Annotated in this window: 23 protein-coding genes and 1 other RNA gene; 17 read left to right on the top strand and 7 right to left on the bottom strand. The window is 63.7% G+C overall.

The genetic code is table 11. The features are described 5' to 3' along the window. Positions 1 to 177 precede the first annotated feature (177 nt). A complete protein-coding gene (locus tag JQ600_RS17760) occupies positions 178 to 1,470 on the top strand; it encodes an MFS transporter (protein ID WP_212389941.1) in 1,293 nt (430 codons plus the stop codon). 5 nt (positions 1,471 to 1,475) lie between these two features. Here the strand turns inward: JQ600_RS17760 and JQ600_RS17755 are convergent, their stop codons facing one another. Continuing rightward, on the bottom strand, positions 1,476 to 2,087 hold the full coding sequence (locus JQ600_RS17755) for a TetR/AcrR family transcriptional regulator (RefSeq protein ID WP_212489991.1): 612 nt from the start codon (positions 2,085 to 2,087) through the stop codon (positions 1,476 to 1,478). A gap of 141 nt (positions 2,088 to 2,228) precedes the next feature. Here JQ600_RS17755 and JQ600_RS17750 point away from each other — a divergent pair, with 141 nt between their 5' ends. Together JQ600_RS17750 and JQ600_RS17745 are read left to right on the top strand one after the other, a co-directional pair. After that, on the top strand, positions 2,229 to 3,461 hold the full coding sequence (locus tag JQ600_RS17750; RefSeq protein WP_212389939.1) for a cytochrome P450: 1,233 nt from the start codon (positions 2,229 to 2,231) through the stop codon (positions 3,459 to 3,461). A 171-nt stretch (positions 3,462 to 3,632) separates the two neighbouring features. Then, complete coding sequence (locus JQ600_RS17745) at positions 3,633 to 7,358, top strand: AsmA-like C-terminal region-containing protein (protein WP_212389938.1); 3,726 nt, start codon at positions 3,633 to 3,635, stop codon at positions 7,356 to 7,358. Here JQ600_RS17745 and JQ600_RS17740 read toward each other — a convergent pair. Further along, positions 7,355 to 8,929, bottom strand: coding sequence for an ABC-F family ATP-binding cassette domain-containing protein (locus JQ600_RS17740; protein WP_212389937.1), 1,575 nt, complete (start codon positions 8,927 to 8,929; stop codon positions 7,355 to 7,357). The genes JQ600_RS17745 and JQ600_RS17740 overlap by 4 nt on opposite strands. A 244-nt stretch (positions 8,930 to 9,173) precedes the next feature. Here JQ600_RS17740 and JQ600_RS17735 point away from each other — a divergent pair, with 244 nt between their 5' ends. Beyond that, positions 9,174 to 9,767 (top strand): tetratricopeptide repeat protein, encoded by a 594-nt coding sequence (locus JQ600_RS17735; RefSeq protein WP_312011046.1) that lies wholly within the window; start codon positions 9,174 to 9,176, stop codon positions 9,765 to 9,767. Positions 9,768 to 9,863: 96 nt separating this feature from the next. Here the strand turns inward: JQ600_RS17735 and JQ600_RS17730 are convergent, their stop codons facing one another. From JQ600_RS17730 to ssrA, 5 genes are all read right to left on the bottom strand, one after another. Further along, positions 9,864 to 10,124, bottom strand: a complete 261-nt coding sequence (locus JQ600_RS17730) for a ribbon-helix-helix domain-containing protein (RefSeq protein ID WP_212206970.1) — start codon at positions 10,122 to 10,124, stop codon at positions 9,864 to 9,866. Then, positions 10,121 to 10,309 carry a DUF4169 family protein gene (locus JQ600_RS17725; protein WP_192738001.1) on the bottom strand — a complete coding sequence of 63 codons (189 nt, stop codon included), beginning with the start codon at positions 10,307 to 10,309 and terminating at the stop codon, positions 10,121 to 10,123. The genes JQ600_RS17730 and JQ600_RS17725 overlap by 4 nt, the downstream gene beginning before the upstream one ends. Before the next feature lie 275 nt (positions 10,310 to 10,584). Further along, positions 10,585 to 12,003: a class II fumarate hydratase gene (gene fumC / locus JQ600_RS17720; RefSeq protein ID WP_212389936.1), complete on the bottom strand. Its 1,419-nt coding sequence runs from the start codon at positions 12,001 to 12,003 to the stop codon at positions 10,585 to 10,587. 79 nt (positions 12,004 to 12,082) lie between these two features. Further along, positions 12,083 to 12,610, bottom strand: coding sequence for an SspB family protein (locus JQ600_RS17715; RefSeq protein WP_212266443.1), 528 nt, complete (start codon positions 12,608 to 12,610; stop codon positions 12,083 to 12,085). Positions 12,611 to 12,809: 199 nt separating this feature from the next. Beyond that, positions 12,810 to 13,167, bottom strand: a transfer-messenger RNA (tmRNA) gene (ssrA, locus tag JQ600_RS17710). Between the two features lie 78 nt (positions 13,168 to 13,245). On the opposite strand from ssrA, the gene JQ600_RS17705 reads away from it, so the two are divergent. The 13 genes from JQ600_RS17705 (at position 13,246) to JQ600_RS17645 (ending at position 25,371) form a co-directional block, all read left to right on the top strand. Continuing rightward, the gene (locus JQ600_RS17705; RefSeq protein WP_212389935.1) at positions 13,246 to 13,875 is read left to right on the top strand and encodes a chromate transporter; all 630 of its coding nucleotides are present in this window, start codon (positions 13,246 to 13,248) and stop codon (positions 13,873 to 13,875) included. Further along, positions 13,872 to 14,405: a chromate transporter gene (locus JQ600_RS17700; RefSeq protein WP_212389934.1), complete on the top strand. Its 534-nt coding sequence runs from the start codon at positions 13,872 to 13,874 to the stop codon at positions 14,403 to 14,405. The genes JQ600_RS17705 and JQ600_RS17700 overlap by 4 nt, the downstream gene beginning before the upstream one ends. Before the next feature lie 105 nt (positions 14,406 to 14,510). Beyond that, positions 14,511 to 15,011: a tripartite tricarboxylate transporter TctB family protein gene (locus JQ600_RS17695; protein ID WP_212266450.1), complete on the top strand. Its 501-nt coding sequence runs from the start codon at positions 14,511 to 14,513 to the stop codon at positions 15,009 to 15,011. 7 nt (positions 15,012 to 15,018) lie between these two features. After that, the gene (locus tag JQ600_RS17690) at positions 15,019 to 16,584 is read left to right on the top strand and encodes a tripartite tricarboxylate transporter permease (RefSeq protein ID WP_212266452.1); all 1,566 of its coding nucleotides are present in this window, start codon (positions 15,019 to 15,021) and stop codon (positions 16,582 to 16,584) included. A 115-nt stretch (positions 16,585 to 16,699) separates the two neighbouring features. Then, positions 16,700 to 17,686: a tripartite tricarboxylate transporter substrate binding protein BugD gene (locus tag JQ600_RS17685; protein ID WP_409363315.1), complete on the top strand. Its 987-nt coding sequence runs from the start codon at positions 16,700 to 16,702 to the stop codon at positions 17,684 to 17,686. Positions 17,687 to 17,955: 269 nt separating this feature from the next. Continuing rightward, complete coding sequence (locus JQ600_RS17680) at positions 17,956 to 18,750, top strand: thymidylate synthase (RefSeq protein WP_212389933.1); 795 nt, start codon at positions 17,956 to 17,958, stop codon at positions 18,748 to 18,750. A gap of 20 nt (positions 18,751 to 18,770) precedes the next feature. Further along, positions 18,771 to 19,256, top strand: coding sequence for a GNAT family N-acetyltransferase (locus JQ600_RS17675; RefSeq protein ID WP_212389932.1), 486 nt, complete (start codon positions 18,771 to 18,773; stop codon positions 19,254 to 19,256). After that, positions 19,256 to 19,783 carry a dihydrofolate reductase gene (locus tag JQ600_RS17670; RefSeq protein WP_212389931.1) on the top strand — a complete coding sequence of 176 codons (528 nt, stop codon included), beginning with the start codon at positions 19,256 to 19,258 and terminating at the stop codon, positions 19,781 to 19,783. The genes JQ600_RS17675 and JQ600_RS17670 overlap by 1 nt, the downstream gene beginning before the upstream one ends. Before the next feature lie 169 nt (positions 19,784 to 19,952). After that, positions 19,953 to 21,101: an FtsH protease activity modulator HflK gene (gene hflK / locus JQ600_RS17665; protein ID WP_212389930.1), complete on the top strand. Its 1,149-nt coding sequence runs from the start codon at positions 19,953 to 19,955 to the stop codon at positions 21,099 to 21,101. After that, complete coding sequence (hflC, locus tag JQ600_RS17660) at positions 21,098 to 22,006, top strand: protease modulator HflC (RefSeq protein ID WP_212389929.1); 909 nt, start codon at positions 21,098 to 21,100, stop codon at positions 22,004 to 22,006. Before hflK ends, hflC begins: the two co-directional genes overlap by 4 nt. A gap of 91 nt (positions 22,007 to 22,097) precedes the next feature. Beyond that, positions 22,098 to 22,298, top strand: a complete 201-nt coding sequence (locus JQ600_RS17655) for a DUF2065 domain-containing protein (protein ID WP_192737988.1) — start codon at positions 22,098 to 22,100, stop codon at positions 22,296 to 22,298. Between the two features lie 162 nt (positions 22,299 to 22,460). Then, on the top strand, positions 22,461 to 23,975 hold the full coding sequence (locus JQ600_RS17650; RefSeq protein WP_212266464.1) for a Do family serine endopeptidase: 1,515 nt from the start codon (positions 22,461 to 22,463) through the stop codon (positions 23,973 to 23,975). 394 nt (positions 23,976 to 24,369) lie between these two features. Next, the gene (locus JQ600_RS17645) at positions 24,370 to 25,371 is read left to right on the top strand and encodes an NrtA/SsuA/CpmA family ABC transporter substrate-binding protein (protein ID WP_212389928.1); all 1,002 of its coding nucleotides are present in this window, start codon (positions 24,370 to 24,372) and stop codon (positions 25,369 to 25,371) included. The last annotated feature ends 2 nt before the right edge of the window (positions 25,372 to 25,373 follow it).

Here is a 25,373-nt window from a genome sequence, read left to right as displayed (position 1 = left end):
TGCAGCATTCGTGAGCTATTCCTGGCTGACCAGATGCCTCGGCGCTTGAACAGTTGCGAAAGCTCTTGACCCCGTCATTCCGGGATGGTCCGAAGGACCAGACCTCAGATGTGCAATTGCACATCGGGGAATCTCGAGATTCTCCTCGCACTTCGTGCGCCCCGGAATGACATCCTGATGCGTCTTCCTTTCTTTTACGGCTGGATGATCGTCGCGGTGACGTTCGTTACCATGGCGATCGGCGTCAATGCGCGGACCGCGTTCTCGCTGTTCTTTCCGCCGATCGTCTCCGAATTCGGCTGGGAGCGCGGTGTCACCGCGGGCGCGTTCTCGTTCGGCTTTATCGTATCCGGCGGCGTCAGCCCGCTGATCGGCCGCTTGATGGACCGTTACGGCCCGCGCGCGGTGATGGAACTCGGCGTCGCGCTGATGGGCTCAGGCCTGCTGCTGGCGCCGCTGACGACGCAGCCATGGCACCTTTATCTCACCATCGGCGTGCTGGTCGGCGCGGGCAGTGTGTGCCTGGGCTATTCCGGCCAATCGCTGTTCGTGCCGAACTGGTTCATCCGCCGCCGCGGCCTGGCGATGGGGCTGGCGTTTGCCGGCGTTGGGATCGGTTCGGTGACCTTGCTGCCCTGGGTGCAGTTGATGATCGACCAGACCGGCTGGCGCACCGCCTGCACCGCAATGGGCATCGTGGTGCTCGTGGTGCTGGCGCCGATCAATCTGTTGCTGCGGATGCGGCCCGAGGATATCGGGCTGCTGCCGGATGGCGACGCCGCACCGACGGCGACTTCAGCAAAGCCAATATCGAACATCGTCGATCCCGTCTGGGCCGCTACCGACTGGACGCTAGGTCGCGCGCTGCGCACCGCGCGGTTCTGGTGGATATGCCTCAGTTATTTCTGCGGACTGTACATCTGGTACGCGGTGCAGGTGCACCAGACCAAATTCCTGCTCGATATTGGCTTCTCCGCCAATGTCGCGGTCTGGGCGCTCGGCGTGGTCAGCCTGCTCGGCATTCCCGGCCAGATCTGGCTTGGGCATCTCTCCGACCGCATCGGGCGCGAATGGATCTGGGCGATCAGCTGCCTGGGCTTTGCGATCTGCTTTGCGGCGCTGATCGCGCTGAAATTCACGCCTGTCTTGCCGTTGGTCTATCTGATGATCGTGACCCAGGGCGTGCTCGGCTACGGCCTGACCTCGGTGCTGGGCGCGGTGGTGCTCGAAATCTTCCAGGGCAAGCACTATGGCAGCATTTTCGGCACCATCATGCTGGCGGCCTTGGCCGGCGGCGCGGCCGGCCCGTGGGCGACCGGGTTTCTGTTCGACCGTTACGGCAGCTACACGCTGGCCTTTGCGATCGGCATCGCCGTCAGCGCCTTGTCTGCGTTCGCGATCTGGCAGGCATCACCGCGCAAGATCCGCGCCGTCGCGGGGCAGCTGCATAAGATGCAAGGCGGCGGTTAGTATAGTTAGGCCGACGCCGCGCCGATGGCGCGCTGCAGGTCGCTGATCGCACGCAGAAAACTGTCTGATGGCGTGGTCTCGGGATCGATCAGGCGGTGCAGGCGGAAGCCGTCTTCCATCGCCAGAACGATAGCCCCCCACCAGGCCGGATCGAGCACCGAATCCTTGCCGCTGTTCTTCGCCGTGGTCTCGACGATGTCGGCGATCAATTTTCGGCGAGCGCGCAGCCGCTTGGCGAGTTCAGGCCGGCGCTTCTCGGCGCGCGCGACGAACAGGATCATCTCCATGTGCAGCAAAGGCGAGCGACCGAGCGGATCCTGCTGGCTGCGGTCCATGGTCTTCAGCGCATCGATGAAATCAGGCAGGCTCTTGTGCTTCGCGAGCAGATCGTGAAGGCGCAGAATCGATCGCTCGACGTGATTCTCGAGCATGGCGATGATCAACTCATCCTTGCTCGTGAAATTCGAATAGAATGCGCCGCGCGAGAAGCCGGCCGCGGCGGCAATGGTTTCGATGCTGGCGCCGCCGATGCCCTGTTCCTCGAACACGCGCGCAGCCGCCTCGAACAGCTTCTCGCGGGTATCGTCCCGGGTAGGTCTGGTTCGCAACCTTGACATCGGCCCATTTTAGGTCAGAATGCAACTCAATACAACAGTGTATCGAGTTGCGTTGGCCGGATCACGAAGTCCGGCAACTGAAAATGCGATACGCTGACAAAGCCAATAAAAACTGCGGTGTGGAAACCAATCGAGGTCATCATGAACGAGCACGTTCAGGCTGCGACGAGCGAACCGCTTTTCAATCCATTGTCGCCCGAGTTCATCCGCAATCCCTATCCGCATTACGAGCGGATGCGCAACACCGATCCCGTGCACCTGACGCCGCTCGGCCTCTATGTCGCCAGCCGGCACGCCGAGTGCAGTCTGGTGATCCGCGACAAGCGCTTTGGCAAGCAGCATGTCGAGCGCACGATCCGGCGCTATGGGCCCAACATCATGGAGGAACCGGCCTTTCGCAGCCTGGGCCTCATGATGCTGCAGCAGGATCCACCCGACCATACTCGTCTGCGCGGACTGGTGGTGAAGGCATTCACCGCACGCCGGGTCGAGGACATGCGCCCGCGCATCCAGCAAATCGTCGACGAGACGCTCGACCGGATCATCCCGCAGGGGAAGATGGACCTGATCGAGGATTTCGCCTTCCGCCTGCCGGTGACCGTCATCTGCGACATGCTCGGCATCCCCGAAGAGCATCGCGAGGCGTTTTACACCAGGGCGCGCGGGGGTGGCCGCATTCTCGATCCGGTGCCGTTGTCGCCGGAGGAGATCAAGCAAGCCAACGAAGGCACAATGATTTCCGAGATGTATTTCCAGCAACTGTTCGAGTTGCGGCGAAAAAACCCCGGCGACGATCTCACCACGCAGCTGGTGCAGGCGGAGGAAGACGGTCACAAGCTCTCCAACGAGGAACTGACGGCCAACATCATCCTGCTGTTCGGCGCCGGCCATGAGACGACCGTCAACCTGATCGGCAATGGCCTGCTGGCGCTGCATCGCAATCCGGACCAATTGGCGCTGCTCAAGGCCAGGCCCGAGTTCATGACCAATGCGGTCGAAGAGTTCCTGCGCTACGATTCCTCCGTGCAGCTGACCGGCCGGGTGGCGCTGGAAGACATCGACGACCTCGGCGGCAAGCCGATTCCAAAAGGCGAGACCGTGCTGTGCCTGCTGGGTTCGGCCAACCACGATCCGGCGGTCTACCCTGATCACCCCGAGCGTCTCGATATTACCCGGCCTAATGTGAAACCGCTGTCCTTTGGCGGGGGCATCCACTTCTGTCTCGGCGCCCAGCTGGCGCGCATCGAGGCGGAGATTGCGCTTTCCACCCTGCTGCGCCGGATTCCCGACCTGCGGCTGGATGACGCGGTGAACCCGGAATGGCGGCCGACCTTCGTGCTCCGGGGCCTGAAGCATCTGCCGGCAAGCTGGTAACCATATCGCCTCGACATCGACGAGCCCTCAGGTTCTGAATAAATCGGAACCGGCGGGACTATGGCGCTGATGCCGCTGTGACTTCGCCATACTTCTCTCTATATATTAGGCTGCTCCGGCCCTGAGTTCGCGTGGCGCGGTCTGTGCCGGAGCGGTTCATGGGGAGACACCGTGCAGACGACGCTGCTCGGCCTGGCAATCGCCTTTATCATTGCGCTGGTGGCCGCGCTTGTCGGGCCGTATTTCATCGACTGGAATCAATTCCGGCCGCAGTTCGAGGCCGAAGCGAGCCGGATTATCGGCGCGCCGGTGCGCGTCGGCGGCAAGCTCGAAGCGCGGTTGTTGCCGGCGCCGTCGTTGCAGTTGCGCGGGGTGACGGTCGGCGGCGCCAATGACCTTGGCAAGGTGCGCGCCGACAAACTCGACGTCGAATTCAGCCTGGGTTCGCTGATGCGCGGCGAAGTGCGTGCCACCGAGCTTTCCATCAACGGCATGTCGCTCGATCTCGGGCTCGATCCAAAGGGCCGGATCGACTGGCCGGCCTCGACCGGAACGCTCAATCCGGGCTCGCTGGCGATCGATCGGCTCAATCTCACCGGCCGGATCGCGCTGCACGACGCTGCCAGCCGCAGCACCCTCGAACTGAACGACATCGCCTTTTCCGGCGATGTGCGTTCGCTGGCGGGCTCGATCCGTGGCGACGGCAATTTCGTGCTGTCGGGCACGCGCTATCCGTTTCGGGTTTCTTCCGGCCAGACCGCCGACGGCAACGGCACCCGTGTCCATCTGAACATCGATCCCGGCCCGAACACGCTCTCGGCCGATCTCGACGGCATATTGTCTTTCGAGACACGGGCGCCGCGTTTCGACGGCACGATGGTATTGGCGAGTCCGCCCCGCCCAAAGGCCGGCGACTTCGATACGTCGCCGCCATCCTGGCGTGTCAGTTCCCGCGTCAAGGCCGATTACTCAACCGCACGGCTTGATGCGCTCGAAGTGACGTATGGCGCGGACGAACGCGCGCTGAAACTGGCGGGCAATGGCGACGTGCGTTTCGGCACCTCGCCGCTGCTGCGGGCTTCGCTCGCCGCGCGCCAGCTTGATGCCGACAGATTCTTCGCCAAGGACAGCAAGGACGTTGTCGCCACCGAACCGGTCCGTGTGCTGCCGGCGGTGCGCGCGCTGATGTCGGGCCTTCCGCAAGTCCCGATCGCGGCGCAGATCGGATTGGCCTCCGAGCAGGTGATGCTGGGCGGCCGTCCGTTGCAGGACATCGCTGCCGAACTCCATGGCGATGCGAAATCCTGGAGCGTACGCAAGCTGGAGTTTCGCGCGCCGGGCACGACGCGGGTCTCGCTGAGCGAGGCGATCGCAAAAGGCGCGTCGCCGGATCAGTTCAAGGCCGCGCTCAACGTCGACTCGTCAGATCCCGACGCGTTGATGACCTGGCTGCAGGGCCGCGGCGACATCGGCTATCGCAGCCAGAAGCCGTTGCGGCTGCGCGGCGACGTCACCATTGCGCCTGATGGATTTGCCATCGATGCGATGAAGGCCGAGATCGATGGCGGCGCCGTTGAAGGCCGTATCGCGGTGTCACACCGGCAAGCGGGCAGCGGCTCGAAGATCACGGCGGAGTTGAAGGCCGAGCGCCTCGACCTCGATGCGGCCACGGCGCTGGCGCGTTCGCTGGCCGGCCCGCAGGCCGAATGGCCGGACGAAGGGCGGCTGTCACTGGATATCGGCCGCGCCATTTCCGCCGGCCAGGAGTTGCGGCCGCTGGTGGCCAGGCTTGGTTATGGACCGAAGGCGTTTTCGCTCGACCAGTTGAATATTGGTCAGCCTGACAAGGTCGCGTTGGAAGGCATCGGCCGTTTCGATCGCTTCGCTTCGATAGGGAAGCTGGAGTTTCATTCGACGGCGTCGTCGTTTGGCCAGATCACCGCGCTGGTGGCGCCGTTTGCGCCGTCGCTGGCCGCGCGGCTTAATGCGATGGGGGCGAGCCCGGGGCCTGCGCGCGTCAAACTCGCGCTCGAACTCAACAAGAGCGCCGGGCAGGCCGATCTTGCCAACGCGCGCGCGGTGGTCGACATCGAGGCGCCGCAGCTCAAGGGTATCACCACGATCACCGCAAAGCCGGCACTGACGGCGATCCAGGGCATCGATCTGCAGGCGCTGGGGCGCAGCGAAATCGGGATTGATTCGAAGATGTCGTCGGGGCAGGGCCGTGCCTTGCTGGCGCTGCTGGGGCTGGATCGCGCGATGACCGCCGGCGACGGCCCGGCGCAATTCGAAGGCTCGGCGACGGGAGCATGGGGTGGATCGCTGCGGCTCAAGGCGAAGATCTCCGGAAAGGGTCTGGACGCCGATGCCGACGGTACGGCGGAGCCATGGGAGGCCAAGGGCAGTTTCTCCCTGAAAGTTCGCAGCGCCGATTTCGGGCCGTTGCTCGACCTCAAGCCGACGGACACGCTGGCACAGAATATCGGCCTGTCCTCGCGCGTGTCGCTCGCAGGCAACAAGCTCACGTTCGACGATCTCGACAGCAGCATTGCCGGTTCACGGCTGCGCGGACACGTCGCGGTTACCTTGGGCGATGAAAAAAATATCGAGGGTGAAATCGGCCTCGACCAAATCGCGCTGGCGCCGGCCTTTGCGTTGGCGATGGGGGCTGCCGGACACGATGCTGCGGAGCCGCTCACCGCGGGGCTGGTCAAGGGCTGGCGCGGAAAGGTCGCGTTCCAGGCATTGCGTGGCTTGCTGCCGGGCGGCAGCGAATTGCAGCCGGTGAGCGGGATTGTGAAGAGCGATGGCCAGTCGCTGACCTTCGATTCCATCAAGGGCAAGATCGGCGGCGGCGAGGCCACGGCCACGATCGACGCCAGGCAGGGCCCAAATGGCATTGCGCTGAACGCGAGCGTGCAGCTCAGTAGCGTCGATGGCACGGCGCTGCGCTATCGCAATCTCGCGATGCCCGGCGGCCGCGCGTCGCTGCAGATGGCGTTGGCAAGCCAGGGCCGCAGCGCGGCGGCGCTCACGGGCGCACTGTCCGGCAGCGGAACCGTGACACTGGAATCCGCGAGGATTGCCGGGCTCGATCCGCGCGCCTTTGAGGTAGCGGTTCGCGCCAGCGATGGCGGGCAGGCCAAGGACGATGCGAGGCTGAAGCAAATCGTCGAACCGGCGCTGCTGGCCGGCGCATTGTCGGTCGGCTCGGCGCAAATCCCGTTCAACATCAGGGATGGCCGGCTGCGCGTCGGCGCCACCACGCTCGACGCCAATGGCGTGCGGGCCACCGTCTCCGGCGGCTATGACATTCCGGCCGATCAGGCCGACATCCGCGCCGCGCTGGCGCTCACGATGGTGGGGCCCGCGACCGGCCGCCCCGAGATTCAATTGTTTGCCGTGGGCACGCCCGATGCGCTCAATCGCAGCGTCGATGTGACGGCGTTGTCTTCCTGGCTGGCGGTACGGACGATCGATCACGAAACACGAAGGCTGGATGCGATCGAGCGTGGCGAACCGCCGCCGCCGATGCCGGCGCCGATATCGTTGCCGCCGGATGCGGTGGTGCCATTAGCGCCGGAAGCGGCGTCGCCGAGCGAGGCGCTGTCGCCAGTGCCGGTGCCCGGCCGCGATCCGCGTCGACCGCCGGCAGCGAAGCCAAAGGCCGCCACACCGCCGCGCCCGCCGGCGCCGGTTGCCACCGCGCCTGCGCCCGCGCCAAATCCGCCGGCGCCGCTAGCGAGCCAGCCGCAGGTTGCACCGCTGCCGCCGCCGATCGAAGTCAGGCCGGCGCCCGGTGCTGCGCCGGTAGCCAAACCGAGGCCGAAGCCGCCGCTGTCGCTGACGCCGCAGGTCGCCAATCCACCGCCGCGGCCGGCGTTGCAGAATAATTAGAGCACGATCTCGCGCTGGATTCCGATCGCCTGCAGAAATGCCTGGTCATGGCTGATCACGATCAACGCGCCGTCAAATCCACGCAGCGCAGTTTCCAGTTCCTCGATCGAGGAGAGATCGAGATGGTTGGTCGGCTCATCCAGCAGCAGCATGAAGGGCGGTTGAGGTCTTGCGAACACGCAGGCCATTCCCGCGCGCAGCCGCTCGCCGCCGGACAGCGTGCCGGCGATTTGCAGCGCCGCACGGTTCCGGAAGGCAAAGCGGGCGAGGGCTGCGTGCGCCTCGTTGCCGGTCAGCTCCGGATTGAGGCGGCGCAGATTGTCGAGGATCGATGTAGCCGGATCAAGCAGCCCGACATGCTGGTCGAGCACGGCGATGCGATCGGTCAGGCGGGTTATGTCGCCGCTCACGGCGCTCAGTTCGCCCGTGATCAGTCGGAACAGCGTGGTCTTGCCGGAGCCGTTGGCGCCGTGGATCGCGATCCGCTCGGGCCCGCGCACCTCGAATGACAGCGGGCCGAACAAAGCGCGACTTTCAAAAGACATCATCACGTCCTTGAAGGCGATGAGTTCACGCCCGCGGGGCAGGTTGGTCTCGGGTAAGTTGATCGCGAGCGGCGTCAGGACTTCCACTTTGGCGCGCGCCTCTTCGAGCGCGTCGGTGCGGTCGCCGAGCAGGCGATCGGCAAGACGACCCTCGCGGGCGCTGCTCGCTTCCGCGATCTGCTTTTGGGCACCCAACATTATCCTTGCCTGGCTGCCCGAGCGTGCGTAGTCGCGACCGACGCTGTCGCGGCGTGCCTTCTTCTCGCGCGCCTTCTGTATAGAGCGTTCGGTGTCGCGCAGCGCGTCCGACGCGCGCTCGAGCTCGGCTCCCGCGCGTGCCCGGGCGGCATCGCGCGCCTCGGCGAAGGTGGACCACGCGCCGCCAAACACGGTAATGCCGACCGGCGTCAGTTCGACGATGCGGTCGACGCGCTCCAGCAGCGCGCGGTCGTGGCTGGCGACGAGCGCGCCGCCCTGCCAGCGTTCGAGCAGTTGCGCCACCGCTTGCCGTCCATCGGCGTCGAGATTGTTGGTGGGCTCATCGAGCAACAGCAGGTCCGGCGCCTCGATCACGAGGCGCGCCAGCGCGACGCGCGTTCGTTCGCCGCCGCTCAGCGAGGCGACCCCGCGATCGAGCGGCATCGCGGGCAGGCCGGTTTCGACCAGCGCGGTCTGCAATCTCGCTTCCAGCGTCCAGTCGGCATCCGCGGCATCGTCGAGCGAGCCCTCACCGCGTTCGAGACGGCGCAGGCGGGCGAGGTCGCCGGCAACACCGAGCGCTTGCGCGACCGTCTGCCGGTCATCCGCCAGCTGCGCGAGCATGCCGATCGAGCCGATGCGTTGCACGGATCCGCCGGCAGGTTCGCTCTCGCCCGCGATCATGCGCAGCAGGGTGGATTTGCCGGAGCCGTTGCGTCCGACGAGCCCCGTTCGCTCGCGCCCAAGCGCAAGCGTCAGTGCGTCGAACAGTGGCCGGCCGTCAGGTGTATTGAGGGAAATCGAATCCAGAATGAGAAAGGCGGGCATGAAGAGCTTCCGAAATGGACAGGGATCGCGGCGCGGTGTGCATTGCGATGTCCATTGCTCTCTCCATGTGTCCGTGTGGCTGGATCGGCATTTCCTAGAAACTTGCCGGCCCCAAGGCAAGGGCGTCCTCGCCGGTCTCTCCGATTTGTGAGGACGCCCCGACCAAGTCGGGGAATGTACGGTGCGAAGCGGGGTTGATGGATACGGCTGGAGGAATTCCTACCCTCGAGAGCAGGAGGCGCGCGTGGTCAAATCCGTGATCAGGTTAGTAACACTGGCAATGTCCTTGATGGCGCTGGCCGTTGCGGCACCGCCGGTTCCAGCCTTTGCCGCCGGAGGTGGCGGCGGCGCCGATTCACCGATGGCGACGACCCCACCGCCGGAAACCAGGTCGGCGCCGCGGCCCGCCAGAAGCAGCACCCAAAAGGCCAAGAAGAAAGCCAAGGAAACCAGCCTCGGCGACCCCGCCTTTATCCAGGGGTATCGTGCAGCCTATGCGACGATCTATGACCGCAACGAGTATGCCGGCGCCATCGAGCAGCTGAAGGCGCTCGGCCACGACGATCATCCCAACGTGGCCAATCTGATCGGCTATTCCTATCGCAAGCTCGGTGACTACAAACTGTCGCAAGCCTGGTACGAGCGCGCGCTCAAGGCGGATCCGAACCACGTGCTGACCTGGCAGTACTACGGCCTATGGCAGATCGAGCAGGGCAACCGTGATTCTGCGCAATATCATTTGAGCCGGATCGCTGCGATCTGCGGCACCGAATGCACGGAGTATCGTTCGCTCGCGGCCGCGCTTGAGAAGCCGCCCGGTTCGAGCCTCGTCTATTGAGGTGTGCGAGACAATCGCCGCGGGCATATTCCCTTGCGAGAAGCGCCTGCGGCTAGTTTGGGCTGGCGATCAGCTTACAGCCCGACGAAATGCGTTCTAGCTTTGCGGTCTGGCCTCAGGAGCAGCTGCGGCCGCCGGCATCGCGCGGGTGCGGAAATAGTCCAGCACGAACAGACGTATCGCCGAGGACAAATTGCCCTGCTGGCGGTTGCTGTCGATCTCGCCGACCAGTTCGGACAGCGTCATGTTCCGCAGGCCCGAGATTTCCTTCATGCCGTTCCAGAACGCCTCTTCGAGGCTGACGCTGGTCTTGTGGCCGGCGACCACGATCGAGCGCTTGACGACCGGCGACTTCATGATGCGTCTCCGCCGTCGATGCGATGTTGATCCAGCAAGTTCCCGGCGCGATCCTTGGCCTGCTCGTCGAGCGCGCGTTCGGATTTGGTACGGCCGAACCGCGCGCGGTTGGCGTCGGCCTGCTTGGCCGAGGCTTCGCGCTCGTTGCGCTTCTTGAAGCGCTTCAGGTTGACCACGTCCCCCATGCTCGCCTCCATCATCCGGCGACTTGAAGGTGTGAAAATCCATTACGTATGCAAACGTGATCACGCCGCGCGCGTGCAAAATCGATAGTCATCAGAATCCCCGTGTAGCGCTCTCTGATAGCATCAAAAAATAAGCTTCGCTCTGCGAAAACCAAATATTTTGTGCTCGTACCTTGTGTCCGCGAGATGGCGATCGATGAGCAAACTCAATCTTTGGGAGTTATGATCAATAATCACGTCACGCACGTCCGTAGTTTACCGGGGTCGCGCGACCGTTAGCCCGGGTGTGTCATCTTGTCGGGCTGGACCAGGCGATCGAACTCGGCCGCAGTAACGAACCCAAGCCGCACAGCCTCTTCTTTCAACGTGGTTCCGCGCGCATGCGCCGATTTGGCGACCTTGGCGGCGTTGTCATAACCGATCTTGGGCGCGAGCGCCGTCACCAGCATCAGTGAACGCTCCATCAAATCGCGGATGCGCTTTTCGTCGGCGCGTATTCCCACCACGCAATGCTCGGTGAAGGAGCGAACCACGTCCGACAACAATTGGATGGAATTCAACATACAATATGCCAGCACGGGCTTGTACACGTTCAGCTCGAAATGGCCCTGGCTGCCGGCAACCGTAATGGCTGTCTGGTTGCCGAACACCTGGCAGCAAACCATCGTCAGCGCTTCGCATTGGGTCGGGTTGACCTTGCCCGGCATGATCGACGAACCCGGTTCGTTTTCGGGCAGGATCAATTCGCCGAGGCCGGAGCGCGGGCCCGATCCCAAGAGGCGAATATCGTTGGCAATCTTGAACAGGCCGGTTGCCACCGAGTTGATCGCGCCATGCACCAGCACATAGGCGTCGTTGGAAGCCAGCGCCTCGAACTTGTTGGCGGCACTCGTGAACGGCAGTTTTGTAATCTTGGCGACGTGCCTTGCGAATGTCCTCGCGAATTTCGGCTTCGAGTTGAGGCCGGTGCCCACAGCGGTGCCACCTTGCGCCAGCGGGAATAGATCCTTCACCGCCACGCGCAGCCGTGCGATGCCGCTTTCCACCTGTGCGGCGTAGCCGGAAAATTCCTGACCCAGCGTCAGCGGCGTCGCATCCTGGGTATGGGTGCGGCCGATCTTGACGATCCTGGCGAACGCCTTTTCCTTCTTGCGCAGTTCGCGATGCAATTCGCTCAGGGCCGGGATCAGATCGTCAATAATGCGTCCGGCGGCGGCGATATGCATCGCGGTCGGGAATGAATCATTCGACGACTGGCTCATATTAACGTGATCGTTGGGATGAACCGGCTTCTTGGCGCCGAGGTCGCCGCCGAGCATCTGGTTGGCGCGGTTGCCGATCACCTCGTTGAGATTCATGTTGGTCTGGGTGCCCGAACCGGTTTGCCAGACCACCAGCGGAAAATGATCGTCGAGCTTGCCCTCGATCACCTCGCGCGCGGCGCGGGTGATGGCGGCGGCGCGGCGCGCGTCGAGCAGGCCGAGATCGCGGTTGGTCTGCGCGGCGGCGAGCTTGACGATGCCGAGCGCATGGACGAGCGCGGTCGGCATGCGGTCATGGCCGATGCGGAAATTCTGCCGCGAGCGCTCGGTCTGCGCGCCCCAATAGCGATCAGCGGGGACATCAATGGGCCCGAAACTGTCGGTTTCGCTGCGGGTGGATTTGGATCGCTTGGGTGTCGCTGGTCGGGCCATCAATGAATTCCGTTACGCGTGGATGCGGAACGGTCATTGTAGCGCGCCGCGGATTTTCCCGCGCGTAGATTGTCTCCAGTTATTTCTTGCGGAAACGATCGAGCCGCACCACTTCCGCGCCCTCGCTCGGCTTGGCCGGCTCGTCCTTGCTCTCGTCCTTGCTTTCGGCGGCTGTAGCCGGTGCAGGAACGGGCAGGCTGGGGGCTGCGGGAACGGCGGTCAGGTTGGCGGTGGGCGTTTCGGCGGCCTCGTCGGATGGCTCGAATTGCAGCCCGAACTTCACCGAAGGATCGAGGAAGCTCTTGATCGCCGCGAACGGAACCACCAGCCGCTCGGGGATGCCGCCGAACGACAGGCCGACCTCGAAGCGATCCTCGCTCACCACCAGATCCCAGAACTGGTGCTGCAGGATGATGGTCATCTCTTCCGGATATTGCGCCAGCAGCCGCGGCGACAGTTTGACACCGTCGGCGGTGGACAGGAAGGTGATGAAGAAATGATGCTCGCCGGGCAGCCCGTGTTCGGCGGCGTCGGTCAGCACGCGGCGCAGCACCCCGCGCAGCGCGTCGCGCGCCAGCACGTCATAACGGATGTGGTCGGTCGCCATGGTGGTCCTGTCACGTTGAGATGGTGGCTGCCGGTCGCCCGACTCGCCATTTTGACCCATGCTACCCCGGCGGGGGCCGCAGGTCAGCAGGCGTCATGAGTGGAATTTCCGGCAGAAGCGTTCCGCCGGGCGGCAAATCGCAAGAAAACTCACAAGAAAACTCACAAGAAAATCTCGCAGGAAAAGCAGGCGCAAACAAAGTGGAGGCTTCTGTTGCCAGGTGCCTCCGAACCCCGCCTAGCGGAGCTTAACCCACCAGGACTTTAGACTTGGTTTTTCAAACTGCGTTACGCAGCCTGAGCAACCGGAGCATAGTTGTCGTTTGCAACTATTGCATAGCCCGATAACGGCGGAACCATACCGAGAAAAAACACGCCCTTTACGCCCTCGTCGATCCTGTTTCGCCCCCGCCGAAACCCGCCGTCAGGGGGTGGGCTTGGGTGGAGGCGCCGGGTACTGCCCCCGGGTCCGAATGGTTTATTGCGACGGCAATTTATTTCCATAGCCGGCGAACCGGCGCCCCTAATATAGGGGGCAAAGGCTGAGAAAAATAGTGCCGGGATGGGCGTGGAAAGCGCGGGAACCGGCCGAATTGGGATTGGCCCTGGCGGTGCCGCCGTTCTAGATTTTGGGCCATGCCTTCGAAAAAATCCCCGGCTTCGGAATCCCCGCCGGCCGCCGTCCCGGCGCCGGATCTTCCTGCATCGCGCCCGCCAAACCAGCCTGGCCTGCTTGAGCTGTTCGTGGCGTTCGCGAAAATGTCGCTGGCTGGCTTCGGCGGGGTGCTGGTCTGGGCCCGGCGCGGCATCGTCGACCAGCACCGCTGGATGACGGCGGAAGAATTCAACGAAACCTTCGCGCTGTGCCATTTTCTGCCAGGGCCCAATATCGTCAACCTGTCGGTCGTGTTCGGCTCGCGCTTTCGTGGCATTGCCGGCGGCATCGCAGCCTTTGCCGGGCTGGTCGGCCCGCCCATGGTGATCGCCACGATCCTCGCGGCGCTGTATGCGCGCTACGGCGAGATCGACGCGCTGCGGCGGATCCTGGCCGGCGTTTCCTGCGCGGCGGTCGGGCTTCTGATGGCGGTCGTCTTCAAGATGATGATGCCGCTGATCAAAAAGCGCGACCTGGTCGGGCTCGTGATCCTGCTCGCGGTGTTCATAGCGATCGGCCTGCTGCGGCTGCCGCTGCAGACGGTGCTGCTGGTGGCGGTCCCGCTCAGCCTCGGCGTTACCTATTCTCTGCGCCAGCGGGTGGCCGCATGAATTCGGACGGCAATCCGATTGCGACGCTCGTTTGGACTTTCGGTTTGATGTCGCTGTTTGCGGTTGGCGGCGCGAATTCGGCCATACCCGAGATGCACCGGATCGCGGTCGACGTTCACCACTGGATGAATGACAAGCAATTCGCCGACATCTTCGCCATCTCCCAGCTCTCGCCGGGGCCGAACGTGCTGATCGTGACCCTGATCGGCTATTCCGTCGCTGGGGTGGCCGGCGCGCTGGCGGCGACCCTGGCGATGTGCGGCCCGACCGCCATCCTTGCCTATTATGTGAGCCGCCTGCTGCAGCGGTCGAGCCAATCCCGCTGGCCCGCCATTATCCAGGCGGCCCTTGTTCCGCTTTCGATCGGCCTGATGGGCGCCAGTGGCCTGATTTTGGCGCTGACTTCGGACCTTAGCTGGGTGGCCGGCCTGATTACGGCGGCCGCCGCGGTTCTGGCCTTTGCGACGCGGCTCAATCCGGTCTGGATATTGCTGGCCGGAGGTGCTTTGGGTTTTGCTGGCGTTGTCTGAGGAAAATCGCTAGGCAAGACCTTGGGACTGTGCACAAACGCCATCCAATCAGAAACGCCATCCAATCAGAACGGGCGGGAAGCCCTGTCGGGGGGGGAGATATCGATGAGTGATACGCCGAGCCACGCGCCGGTCAAATCTATCATGCCGAAATGGGTTCGCGGTCCGCAGGACTTCGTCGGCGGGGTCGCGCTGATAGCGATCGCGCTGTTCGCCCTGTGGGCGTCGAGCGATTTGCAGGGCATGCGGGGATTCTCGTTCGGAGCCGGAACCGCACCGCGCATGTTCGCCTTTCTGTTGCTCGGATTGGGCGTTGCGGTGATGGTCGTCGGCCTCCTCACCGAGGGCGCGCACCTGGCGAAATACCATTGGCGCGGTCCGCTGTTCGTATCGCTGGCGATTCTGTCCTTTGCGCTCATGATCCGCCCGATGGGCCTGATCGTCACGGCGTTCTCGAGCTTCCTGATTGCGGCATTGGGCACGCCGGAAACGAAATGGACGGAAACCATCATCGTCGCCGTGTGCCTGACGGTGTTCTGCAGCCTGTTGTTTCCTTACGCGCTGGGTCTGCCCTTGCAGATGCTGCCCAAATTTATGATCCGGTGAGGGTGTGATGGGTGACGTTTTTTCAAACCTTAGCCTCGGCTTCGGCGTCGTATTCCAGCTGGTGCAGTGGACCCCCGCTTTTCTTGGCGGCGTGTCCATTCCTATTCCCGTCAACATTCTGCTCTGCCTGATTGGTGCGCTGGTCGGAACGCTGGTCGGCGTGCTGCCGGGCATCGGCACCATCGCCACGGTCGCCATGCTGCTGCCGATCACCTTCGGCCTGCCGCCGGTCGGCGCACTGATCATGCTCGCCGGCATCTACTACGGTGCGCAATATGGCGGTTCGACCACCTCGATCCTGGTCAACATTCCAGGCGAGGCGGGCTCCGTGGTGACCGCGCTCGACGGTTTTCAGATGGCCAAGAAGGGACGCGCAGGTCCGGCCCTGGCGATCGCGGCGATCGGCTCGTTCTTTGCGGGCTGCGTCGCGACCGTCCTGATCGCCGTGCTGGGTGCGCCACTCACAAAACTCGCGCTGGCGTTCGGGCCCGCCGAATATTTCTCGCTGATGGTGCTCGGCCTGATCTTCGCGGTGGTGCTTGCCAAGGGCTCGGTGCTTAAGGCGATCGCGATGATCGTGTTCGGCCTGCTGTTGTCGATGGTCGGGTCCGACATCGAGACCGGCGCATCGCGGATGGCTTTCAACATCCCCGAACTCGCGGACGGCCTCGGCTTTGCCACCGTTGCGATGGGTCTGTTCGGCTTCGCCGAGATCATCCGCAATCTCGATGCGGGCGGCGAAACCGACCGCCAGCTGGTGCAGCAGAAGGTCACCGGCCTGATGCCGACCAAAAAAGACCTGTTGGATTCCACGCCGGCGATCCTTCGTGGCACGGTGCTGGGATCGATCCTCGGCATTCTGCCGGGCGGCGGCGCGGTCATCGCATCCTTCGCCGCCTATACGCTGGAAAAGAAGGTATCGAAGCATCCGGAGAAATTCGGTCACGGCGTGATCGAGGGTGTCGCGGCGCCTGAAAGCGCCAACAACGCGGCGGCCCAGACCTCGTTCATTCCGCTATTGACGCTCGGCATCCCGCCGAACGCTGTGATGGCGCTGATGGTCGGCGCGATGACCATTCACGGCATCGTGCCGGGACCGCAGGTGATGCAGAAGCAGCCCGAACTCGTCTGGGGCATGATCGCTTCGATGTGGGTCGGCAATTTGATGCTGCTGATCATCAACCTGCCGCTGGTCGGGATCTGGGTGCGGTTGTTGCGCGTGCCCTATCGGCTGATGTTCCCCTCGATCGTGGTGTTCTGCGCGATCGGCATCTATTCGGTGAACAATGCGCCGACGGACGTGGTGCTCGCCGGCGTGTTCGGGCTGGTCGGATACTGGCTGATCAAGCATGATTTCGAGCCGGCGCCGCTGCTGCTCGGAATGGTGCTCGGACCGCTGATGGAAGAGAACTTGCGCCGGGCGCTGCTGATCTCGCGCGGTGACTGGTCAGTGTTCCTGACGCGTCCGCTATCGGCGGTTTTGATGGCCATCGCTGCAGGTCTGCTGGTGCTGGCGGTACTGCCATCGCTCCGCAAGAAGCGCGATCAGGTGTTCGTGGAATCCGAGAACTGACCTGCGTCGGCTCGCCACAGTCCGAAGTCGAATCGACTTCGTTCGTTCTTTCGTGAAATGGAAATGCCGGCCGATCGGGCCGGCATTTGCTTCAATGCTTAGCTGGGAGAATTAGATGAAACTGTATGGTCGTCGCTCTATGGCGGGTGGTTGCCTGGCCATCCTTGCCGGGCTGGTCGCGCTTGCCGCGCCGGCGCACGCGCAAAACTACCCGACGCGCAGCATCACCATGATCGTGCCGTTTGCGGCGGGCGGTCCGACCGACGTGATCGCGCGCATCGTCACCGGCCATATGGCGCAAACGCTCGGACAGGCCATCATCATCGAGAACGTGGTCGGCGCCGGCGGTACCACCGCCACGACCCGCGCGTCGAAGGCCGCCAATGACGGCTATACGCTGATCACCGGGCATATGGGCACGCATGCGGCCTCGGTGCCGCTCTATCCCAAACTCGCCTATCATCCCGAAAAGGATTTCGAGCCGGTCGGGCTGCTCGCCGGCACGCCGATCCTGATCCTGGCGCGCAAGGATCTCGCGCCCAAGGACCTCAAGGAATTCATCACCTACGTCAAGGCGAACGAAACCAAGGTCAACGCGGCGCATGCCGGCGTCGGGTCGGTTTCGAACGTGTCGTGCGAGTTGCTGAACTCGGTGCTGGGGGTCAAGCCGGTCGGCGTGCCCTTCAACGGCACCGGACCTGCGATGAACGCGCTGGTGGCCGGACAAGTCGATTACATGTGCGACCAGATCGTCAACGCCGTGCCGCAGATCAATGGCGGCACCATCAAGGCCTATGCGATTGCGACCGCCGAGCGCAATCCGTCGCTGCCCGATGTTCCGACCACCACGGAAGCCGGCCTGCCGGCCTTCCAGGCCCAGGCGTGGAATGCGATTTTCGCGCCCAAGGGAACGCCGGCGCCGATCATCGCCAAGCTGAACGAGGCGATCGTCAAGGCACTCGACGACGAGAACGTCAAGAAGCGCCTGCTCGAACTCGGCAGCGTGATCCCGGGCCCCAAGGATCGCACGCCGGAAGCGCTGGCCGCTCTGGTGAAGAGCGAGATAGCGAAGTGGACGCCGGTCCTTAAGCCGGCAGGTTAATCAATCTGATCAGGTAGATAGGTGAGGGGCGGGACGCAGGTTCCGCCCCTCGTCGTTTTTCGTAGCGTTTTCAAGCGAAGTGGATACCGGTTCGCGTGAAGAAAACGCGTCAAAAACAAGAGGCTTTGGCCCGGAAACATCACTTTTCCGGGTATAATCGGGGCGTAGCCGAATCGGTGCTGTCGATTGCCGCGTCCGGCCGCTAAATTCGCCTTCCCGAAAGGCTTGCGAAACCGACGCCAAGAAGGCTCCTTGATCAAGAAGACTCCATGAATCAGTACCACGACCTGCTCGAACGGATCCTTGCTGACGGCACGGAGAAGCACGACCGCACCGGCACCGGCACGCTGTCGATCTTCGGTCACCAGATGCGCTTCAGCTTAAGCGCCGGGTTTCCGATGCTGACCACCAAGCGGCTGCCGCTGAAGGCGATCGTGCACGAATTGCTGTGGTTTCTGGCCGGCGACACCAACATCAAATATCTCAAGGACAACGGCGTTTCGATCTGGGACGAATGGGCCGACGCCAATGGCGATCTCGGCCCTGTCTATGGCTCGCAATGGCGATCCTGGCCGGCGCCTGACGGCCGCCGCATCGACCAGATTTCCAATCTCATCGACATGATCAGGCGCAACCCGGATTCGCGGCGCCTGATCGTGAGCGCGTGGAATCCGGCCGACGTCGACAAGATGGCGCTGCCGCCCTGTCACTGCCTGTTCCAGTTCTATGTCGCCAATGGCAAGCTGTCGTGCCAGCTCTATCAGCGCTCCGCCGACGTGTTCCTCGGCGTGCCCTTCAACATCGCGTCCTACGCGTTGCTGACAATGATGGTGGCGCAGGTGACGGGATTGAAGGCGGGCGATTTCGTGCACTCGCTCGGCGACGCGCATCTCTATTCCAACCATCTCGAACAGGCGCGGCTGCAACTGACGCGGCCGACGCGGCCGCTGCCGGTCATGAAGATCAATCCGGAGGTCAAGGACATCTTCGCTTTCCGTTACGAGGACTTCGTGCTCGAAGGCTACGATCCGCACCCGCATATCAAGGCTGCGGTGGCTGTATGAGATGCCGTGTGAGCGATTGAATGGCTCTTGCGATCCGCCGCGCACGTCCCGATGAAGCCGGGCTTGTCTTGTCCCTGGTTCGCGAACTCGCCGAGTACGAAAAGCTGCTTCACGAGGTCGAGGCCACCGAAGCTGACATCGACGCCGCGCTGTTCGGCAGCCATCCGCGGCTGTTTTGCGAGATTGCGGAGTGGGAGGGCGTGCCGGCCGGCTTCGCGGTCTGGTTCGTCAATTTCTCAACGTTCAGCGGCCGGTCCGGTATCTATCTTGAGGATCTGTTCGTCCGGCCGGCGCAGCGCGGCAAAGGCATCGGTAAGGCGCTGCTGGCGCAGCTTGCGAAACAATGTGTGGCCAACGGCTGGTCGCGCTTGCAATGGTCGGTGCTGGACTGGAATACGCCGTCGATCGACTTTTACAAATCGCTGGGCGCGGTCCTGATGGACGAGTGGACGGTGTGCCGGGTAAGCGGTCCGGCGTTGACGGCGCTGGCGCAAGGGACGCGTTGATGGAAATTGTTCTCATTGTCGCGGTCGCCGAAAACGGCGTGATCGGCGCTGGCGGCGCCATCCCGTGGCGGCTGAAATCCGACATGCAGCGGTTGAAGGCGATGACGATGGGAAAGCCGATCGTGATGGGCCGCAAGACCTTCGAGTCGATTCCGCGCCGGCCGCTGCCCGGGCGGACCAATATCGTGGTGACGCGCGATGCCACCTATCGTGCCGCCGGCGCCGTGGTTACGACTTCCTTCGCGGACGCCAGCGCAATTGCCACCGGCGACGCGCTGCGACGTTTCGCCACTGAGATCGCGATCATCGGCGGCGCGGAAATCTATGCGCAATGGATCGATCGTGCCGATCGGCTGGAAATCACCGAGGTGCATGCCCGGCCCGACGGCGATACGCGTTTCGCCGCAATTGCGGCTTCGGACTGGGTAGAGGTCGCGCGCGTGCGGAATCCGGCCGGACCCGACGACAGCGCCGACTTCTCCTATGTGACATTTCGTCGGCGCGGCACGCGTCAATTGTCGCATTAACCTCGCTAGCCAATGTTTGCATTGACAATTTTGGCCCCAATCATAGCTGCTTAAGACCATAAGCTTGCGTTGTAAGGGCCCGGGCGGTCCCCTATAAAGCCGGTCGGACATGCGAGGCCGGGCATTTTGCCCAATCAGGCGGACCCGGGCCCGCGGAGGAGACTTTTATATGCCGTGGAAGAATCAAGGCGGGGGCCCGTGGGGCTCGGGTCCGAAGGGACCGTGGGGCAACGGACCTCAATCGGTTGGGCCGCGCCCGCCCGATCTTGAGGACCTTCTGCGTCGCGGCCAGGACAAGCTGCAGAATCTTCTGCCCGGCGGCCATTTCAGCGGCATGGGCATCGCGCTGGTTCTGATCGGCGCGCTGGCGATCTGGTTCCTGTCGGGCTTCTTCCGCGTTCAGTCGGAAGAGCTCGGCGTGATCCTGCGCTTCGGCAAGCACATCAAAACCGTGCAGCCCGGCCTGAACTACCATCTGCCGTATCCGATCGAGACCGTGCTGCTGCCGAAGGCGCTGCGCGTTTCCACCATCTCGATCGGCATGACGCTGATCAGCGATCCGAGCGGGCGCGGCCGCACCATGCGCGACGTGCCGGAAGAAAGCCTGATGCTGACCGGCGACGAGAACATCGTCGACGTCGATTTCACGGTGCTGTGGCGGATCAAGCCCGACGGCGTCGGCAATTTCCTCTTCAACATCCAGAACCCTGAAGGCACCGTGAAGGCGGTCGCCGAAAGCGCGATGCGCGAAGTGATCGGCCGTTCCAACATCCAGCCGATCCTGACCGGCGCCCGCACCACCACGGAAGCCGGCGTGCAGGAGCTGATGCAGAAGACGCTCGACAATTATGGTTCGGGCGTCCAGATCACGCAGGTGCAGATGCAGAAGGTCGATCCGCCCGCGCAGGTGATCGACGCGTTCCGTGACGTTCAGGCCGCACGCGCCGACCTCGAGCGTCTGCAGAACGAAGCGCAGACCTACGCCAACCGCGTCGTTCCCGACGCACGCGGCCGCGCCGCGCAGATCCTGCAGGTCGCCGAAGGTTACAAGGAACAGGCGGTCGCCGAGGCCAAGGGCCAGAGCGCGCGCTTCCTCAAGGTCTATGACGAATACAACAAGGCGAAAGACGTGACGCGGCAGCGGATTTATCTGGAGACAATGGAACGTATCCTCGCCAATGCCGAGAAGCTCGTCTATGACGGCGGTTCGAATGCACAGAACATGGTGCCGTATCTGCCGCTCAACGAGTTGTCGCCGCGGCGTGCACCGGCGCCGCCCGCCACCGGTCAGCAGCAGCAGCAGGGAGGCAACCGATGAGGTCTCCCGTCACAGGCATTGTCCTCCTGATCACGCTGTTCGTCGTCGTCATCTTCGGCTACAGCTCCGTCTTCACCGTGGACCAGACCCAGCAAGTGCTGGTGGTGCGGCTCGGTGAGCCCATCCGCGTCGTCACCGAACCGGGCCTGAACTTCAAGGCGCCGTTCATCGACACCGTCATCACGATCGACAAGCGCATTCTCGATCTGGAAAATCCGTCGCAGGAAGTGATCGCCTCGGATCAGAAGCGGCTGGTGGTCGACGCCTTCGCCCGCTACCGCATCAAGAACGCGCTGCGCTTCTATCAGAGCATCGGTTCGATCCAGGCGGCCAACATCCAGCTCACGACGCTGTTGAACGCGTCGCTGCGCCGCGTGCTGGGCGAGGTCTCCTTCATCACGGTGGTGCGCGACGAGCGCGAAGCCCTGATGCTGCGTATTCGCGAACAACTCGACAAGGAGGCCGACGGTTACGGCATCCAGGTCGTCGACGTGCGAATCCGCCGCGCCGATCTGCCGGAGCAGAACAGCCAGGCGGTCTATCAGCGCATGCAGACCGAGCGGGCGCGAGAAGCCGCCGAGTTCCGCGCCCAAGGCGGACAGAAGGCGCAGGAGATCAGGTCGAAGGCCGATCGTGAGGCGACCGTCATCATCGCGGAAGCCAATTCGACGTCCGAACAGACGCGCGGTGCCGGCGATGCCGAGCGCAACCGCCTGTTCGCCGAGGCCTATGGCAAGGATCCCGACTTCTTTGCGTTCTATCGCTCGATGTCGGCCTATGAAACCGGGCTTCGCAGCAACGACACCCGCTTCCTGCTGCGGCCGGATTCGGAGTTCTTCCGCTTCTTCGCCAATTCGGCCGGTCACCCGCCGGCCGCCGCCGCGCCAGCCGCGCCGAAGCAATAGCTCTCGGCCGGCCACACCATATCAGGCGAAGCGGACCCCGCTTCGCCTGCGATAAAAGCAAGAACTGCGTTCAGCGGGAGGTTGCCATCCGATGAGGTCCATAGCGTTTGCCGACTTCCTCATCGGCCTGGGAATCCTGTTTGTGCTGGAAGGCCTGATGTTCGCGGCGAGCCCGGCCTGGATGCGCCGGGCGATGAAGAGCGCGATGACGACGCCGGACAACATTCTGCGCGCGGTGGGCATCGGGTCTGCGGTCGTGGGCCTGCTCCTGATCTGGCTGGTTCGCCGCTAGCGCGCCAGCCGAGCCGACCTTGGCAAATCGCCTGCGGAATCAACGAAATCGTGAGCCGCCGATGGCCGGTTTTTCGCCGAAATGCCCGGTTCAAATGCTTGCGCCTCAGACCCGTTCGGGCGCACTGTGGACCCCAAATCGACCCGTTGGAGAGAAGCTGACATGACCGGAGCCAGACCCGCTTTGAGCCGTCGCCTGCGCATGATGGGGGCTGCGATTTCACTCGGCGCTGTCGGCGCTCTGGCTTCAGCGCCGGCTTTCGCGCGGGGCCCGGACGGCATCGCCGACATCGCCGAAAAGGTGATCGACGCCGTCGTCAATATCTCGACCTCGCAGAACGTCGAGGCCAAGGGTGGTGGTGGCGGCGACCGGCAGGCCACGCCGCAATTGCCGCCGGGTTCGCCGTTCGAGGAATTCTTCGACGACTTCTTCAAGAACCGGCGCGGCGGCGCTCCCAAGGGGGGCGAGCGAAGCGAGATGCAGCCGCGCAAGACCAATTCGCTCGGCTCCGGTTTCATCATCGATACCGCTGGCGTCGTCGTCACCAATAATCACGTCATCGCCGATGCCGACGAGATCAACATCATCATGAACGACGGCACCAAGATCAAGGCCGAACTGGTCGGTGTCGACAAGAAGACCGATATCGCGGTGTTGAAATTCAAGCCGGTGAAGCCGCTGGTCGCGGTCAAGTTCGGCGAGTCCGACAAGCTGCGTCTCGGCGAATGGGTGATTGCGATCGGCAATCCCTTCAGCCTCGGCGGCTCGGTGACGGCCGGCATCGTCTCGGCGCGCAACCGCGATATCAGCCAGGGGCCCTACGACAGCTACATCCAGACCGACGCCTCCATCAACCGCGGCAATTCCGGCGGTCCGCTGTTCAACCTCGAGGGTGAAGTGGTCGGCGTCAACACGCTGATCATCTCGCCGACCGGCGGTTCGATCGGCCTCGGCTTTGCGGTGCCTTCGAAGACCGTGATCGGCGTAGTCAATCAGCTCCGGGAGTTCGGCGAGTTGCGCCGCGGCTGGCTCGGCGTCCGCATCCAGCAGGTCACCGACGAGATCGCCGAAAGCCTCAACATCAAGCCGGCGCGCGGCGCGCTTGTCGCCGGCATCGACGACAAGGGTCCGGCCAAGCCCGCCGGGATCGAGCCCGGCGACGTCGTGGTCAAGTTCGACGGCAAGGACGTCAAGGATCCGAAGGACCTGTCGCGCGTGGTCGCCGACACCGCGGTCGGCAAGGAAGTCGAAGTCGTCGTCATCCGCAAGGGCGCGGAGGAAACCAAGAAGGTGACGCTCGGCCGGCTCGAGGATAACGAGAAGGTGCAGCAGGCCGCCGCCAAGTCGAAGGACGAGCCCGCCGCCGAGAAGCCGGTGACGCAAAAGGTGCTCGGTCTCGATCTGGCCGCCCTGAGCAAGGATCTGCGCGGAAAATACAAGATCAAGGACAGCGTCAAGGGCGTGGTCATCACCGGCGTCGACAATGCCTCCGATGCCGCCGAGAAGCGGCTGTCCGCCGGCGACGTCATCGTCGAGGTGGCGCAGGAGGCGGTGACGAACACCGCCGACGTCAAGAAGCGGGTCGATCAGATCAAGAAGGACGGGCGCAAGTCGGTCCTGCTGATGGTTGCCAACGGCGAAGGCGAGTTGCGCTTCGTGCCGCTGCTCGTGCAGTGATATGTCGTCCCGGCCTAGTGCGCAATTGCGCACTAGGCCGGGACGACGCCGAAATCCCACCTCCACAAATTCATCTCGACGATACCGCCGCGCATGCGCGCCTGATCGTAACCCAATCCAGCACGACCCGACCTCGTGACCGGGGTGCGCAAGCACCCCTGCGTCACGTCGCGCCTGCCCGCGTCCAATGTCGATTAATTGCTTCCTTGGACGGCGGCCATAACCGACGATCGGCATCTCGGAAAACAGCGGGATCACCTCAACGGTCCCAACAGGCTGGCCGGGAGGTCCAAAGGGAGGACGCGGGGCTTGCGGGTGGGACCGGTCAGGGGCCGGCGCCATCATTGTCACCAAGCATGCCGTCAGAGCCCCTGGCGGCCCATGGAGATCACTCATGCCGCGCGCCAGATCCATCCCCGCCGCCGCGTTTGCGGCATGTGCCGTGCTCTGCTGGTCGATCGTCGGGCCCACGATGGCGGCGGCGCAGGATCTTGTGAAAGCGCGGCTGGCGCAGAATCTCGGTCCGATATCGGGCCTCGTCATCGTCGCCAAGGCGAAGGGAATGTTCGAAAAGCAGGGGCTCGACATTACCGTCGCCAACTTCACCTCGGGCAAGCAATGCCTGGATACCGTGCTCGGCGGCGGCGCCGATTTTGCGACCACGGCCGAAGCGCCGGTGACCGCCGCAGCGATGGCCAACCAGCCGATCGCGTTCGTCGCCGGCATGGAATACTCCGACCTCAAGACCATGACGGCGGCAAAGGCCGGGATCAAGACCAAGGCCGACCTGCGCGGCAAGAAGATCGGCTTCACCGCGGGCACCGGCAGCGAGGTCTACACGGCGACGCTGCTGAAGGCCGCGGGCCTGACGCCGGGCGACGTGACGCTGGTCAACCTGCGGCCGCAGGAAATGCTGCCGGCGATGGCGGCCGGCAGCATCGACGCGTTCGATACCTGGGAGCCGCATATCGCCAACGCCAGGAAGGCCCTCGGCGAGAACGCGGTGCTGCTGGACACCAAGGGTCTGTACTCCGAGACCTTCAACATCGTGGTGACGCGGCCCTATCTCGACGCCAACGGCCCGCTGGTGCAGAAATTCTTGCGGGCCTTGCTGGACGCCGAGGCCTGGCTGAAGGCGAACCCGGACGAGGCGATCACGACCATCGCCGACATCGTCGGCATGAAGCGCGACGAACTCGCTGCGATCTGGCAGGACTACGTCTACCGCGTCCGTATCGACGATCAGTTGCTCGGCATTCTCAAGCTGCATGCGGCGTGGCGGCTGGAGAGCGGCAACCACCCGCCGGGCGCGACGATGCCTGACTTCGCCAAGGTGCTGGCGCTCGAGCCGCTGCGCGGCATCGATGCCGGCCGCGTCACCGTCTCGGTCAAATAGCA

The sequence above is a fragment of the Bradyrhizobium sp. AUGA SZCCT0176 genome (genome assembly GCF_018130145.1).
Taxonomy (GTDB): domain Bacteria; phylum Pseudomonadota; class Alphaproteobacteria; order Rhizobiales; family Xanthobacteraceae; genus Bradyrhizobium.
This window is presented reverse-complemented; position numbering and strand designations above follow the sequence as displayed.

Excerpts from the sequence above, each read along its gene's own strand:
- JQ600_RS17760 (WP_212389941.1), top strand. The coding sequence starts at position 178 with ATGCGTCTTCCTTTCTTTTACGGCTGGATGATCGTCGCGGTGACGTTC.
- JQ600_RS17755 (WP_212489991.1), bottom strand. The coding sequence starts at position 2,087 with ATGTCAAGGTTGCGAACCAGACCTACCCGGGACGATACCCGCGAGAAG.
- JQ600_RS17750 (WP_212389939.1), top strand. The coding sequence starts at position 2,229 with ATGAACGAGCACGTTCAGGCTGCGACGAGCGAACCGCTTTTCAATCCA.
- JQ600_RS17740 (WP_212389937.1), bottom strand. The coding sequence starts at position 8,929 with ATGCCCGCCTTTCTCATTCTGGATTCGATTTCCCTCAATACACCTGAC.
- JQ600_RS17730 (WP_212206970.1), bottom strand. The coding sequence starts at position 10,124 with ATGAAGTCGCCGGTCGTCAAGCGCTCGATCGTGGTCGCCGGCCACAAG.
- JQ600_RS17725 (WP_192738001.1), bottom strand. The coding sequence starts at position 10,309 with ATGGGGGACGTGGTCAACCTGAAGCGCTTCAAGAAGCGCAACGAGCGC.
- fumC (WP_212389936.1), bottom strand. The coding sequence starts at position 12,003 with ATGGCCCGACCAGCGACACCCAAGCGATCCAAATCCACCCGCAGCGAA.
- JQ600_RS17715 (WP_212266443.1), bottom strand. The coding sequence starts at position 12,610 with ATGGCGACCGACCACATCCGTTATGACGTGCTGGCGCGCGACGCGCTG.
- JQ600_RS17705 (WP_212389935.1), top strand. The coding sequence starts at position 13,246 with ATGCCTTCGAAAAAATCCCCGGCTTCGGAATCCCCGCCGGCCGCCGTC.
- JQ600_RS17700 (WP_212389934.1), top strand. The coding sequence starts at position 13,872 with ATGAATTCGGACGGCAATCCGATTGCGACGCTCGTTTGGACTTTCGGT.
- JQ600_RS17695 (WP_212266450.1), top strand. The coding sequence starts at position 14,511 with ATGAGTGATACGCCGAGCCACGCGCCGGTCAAATCTATCATGCCGAAA.
- JQ600_RS17690 (WP_212266452.1), top strand. The coding sequence starts at position 15,019 with ATGGGTGACGTTTTTTCAAACCTTAGCCTCGGCTTCGGCGTCGTATTC.
- JQ600_RS17685 (WP_409363315.1), top strand. The coding sequence starts at position 16,700 with ATGAAACTGTATGGTCGTCGCTCTATGGCGGGTGGTTGCCTGGCCATC.
- JQ600_RS17680 (WP_212389933.1), top strand. The coding sequence starts at position 17,956 with ATGAATCAGTACCACGACCTGCTCGAACGGATCCTTGCTGACGGCACG.
- JQ600_RS17675 (WP_212389932.1), top strand. The coding sequence starts at position 18,771 with ATGGCTCTTGCGATCCGCCGCGCACGTCCCGATGAAGCCGGGCTTGTC.
- JQ600_RS17670 (WP_212389931.1), top strand. The coding sequence starts at position 19,256 with ATGGAAATTGTTCTCATTGTCGCGGTCGCCGAAAACGGCGTGATCGGC.
- hflK (WP_212389930.1), top strand. The coding sequence starts at position 19,953 with ATGCCGTGGAAGAATCAAGGCGGGGGCCCGTGGGGCTCGGGTCCGAAG.
- hflC (WP_212389929.1), top strand. The coding sequence starts at position 21,098 with ATGAGGTCTCCCGTCACAGGCATTGTCCTCCTGATCACGCTGTTCGTC.
- JQ600_RS17655 (WP_192737988.1), top strand. The coding sequence starts at position 22,098 with ATGAGGTCCATAGCGTTTGCCGACTTCCTCATCGGCCTGGGAATCCTG.
- JQ600_RS17650 (WP_212266464.1), top strand. The coding sequence starts at position 22,461 with ATGACCGGAGCCAGACCCGCTTTGAGCCGTCGCCTGCGCATGATGGGG.
- JQ600_RS17645 (WP_212389928.1), top strand. The coding sequence starts at position 24,370 with ATGCCGCGCGCCAGATCCATCCCCGCCGCCGCGTTTGCGGCATGTGCC.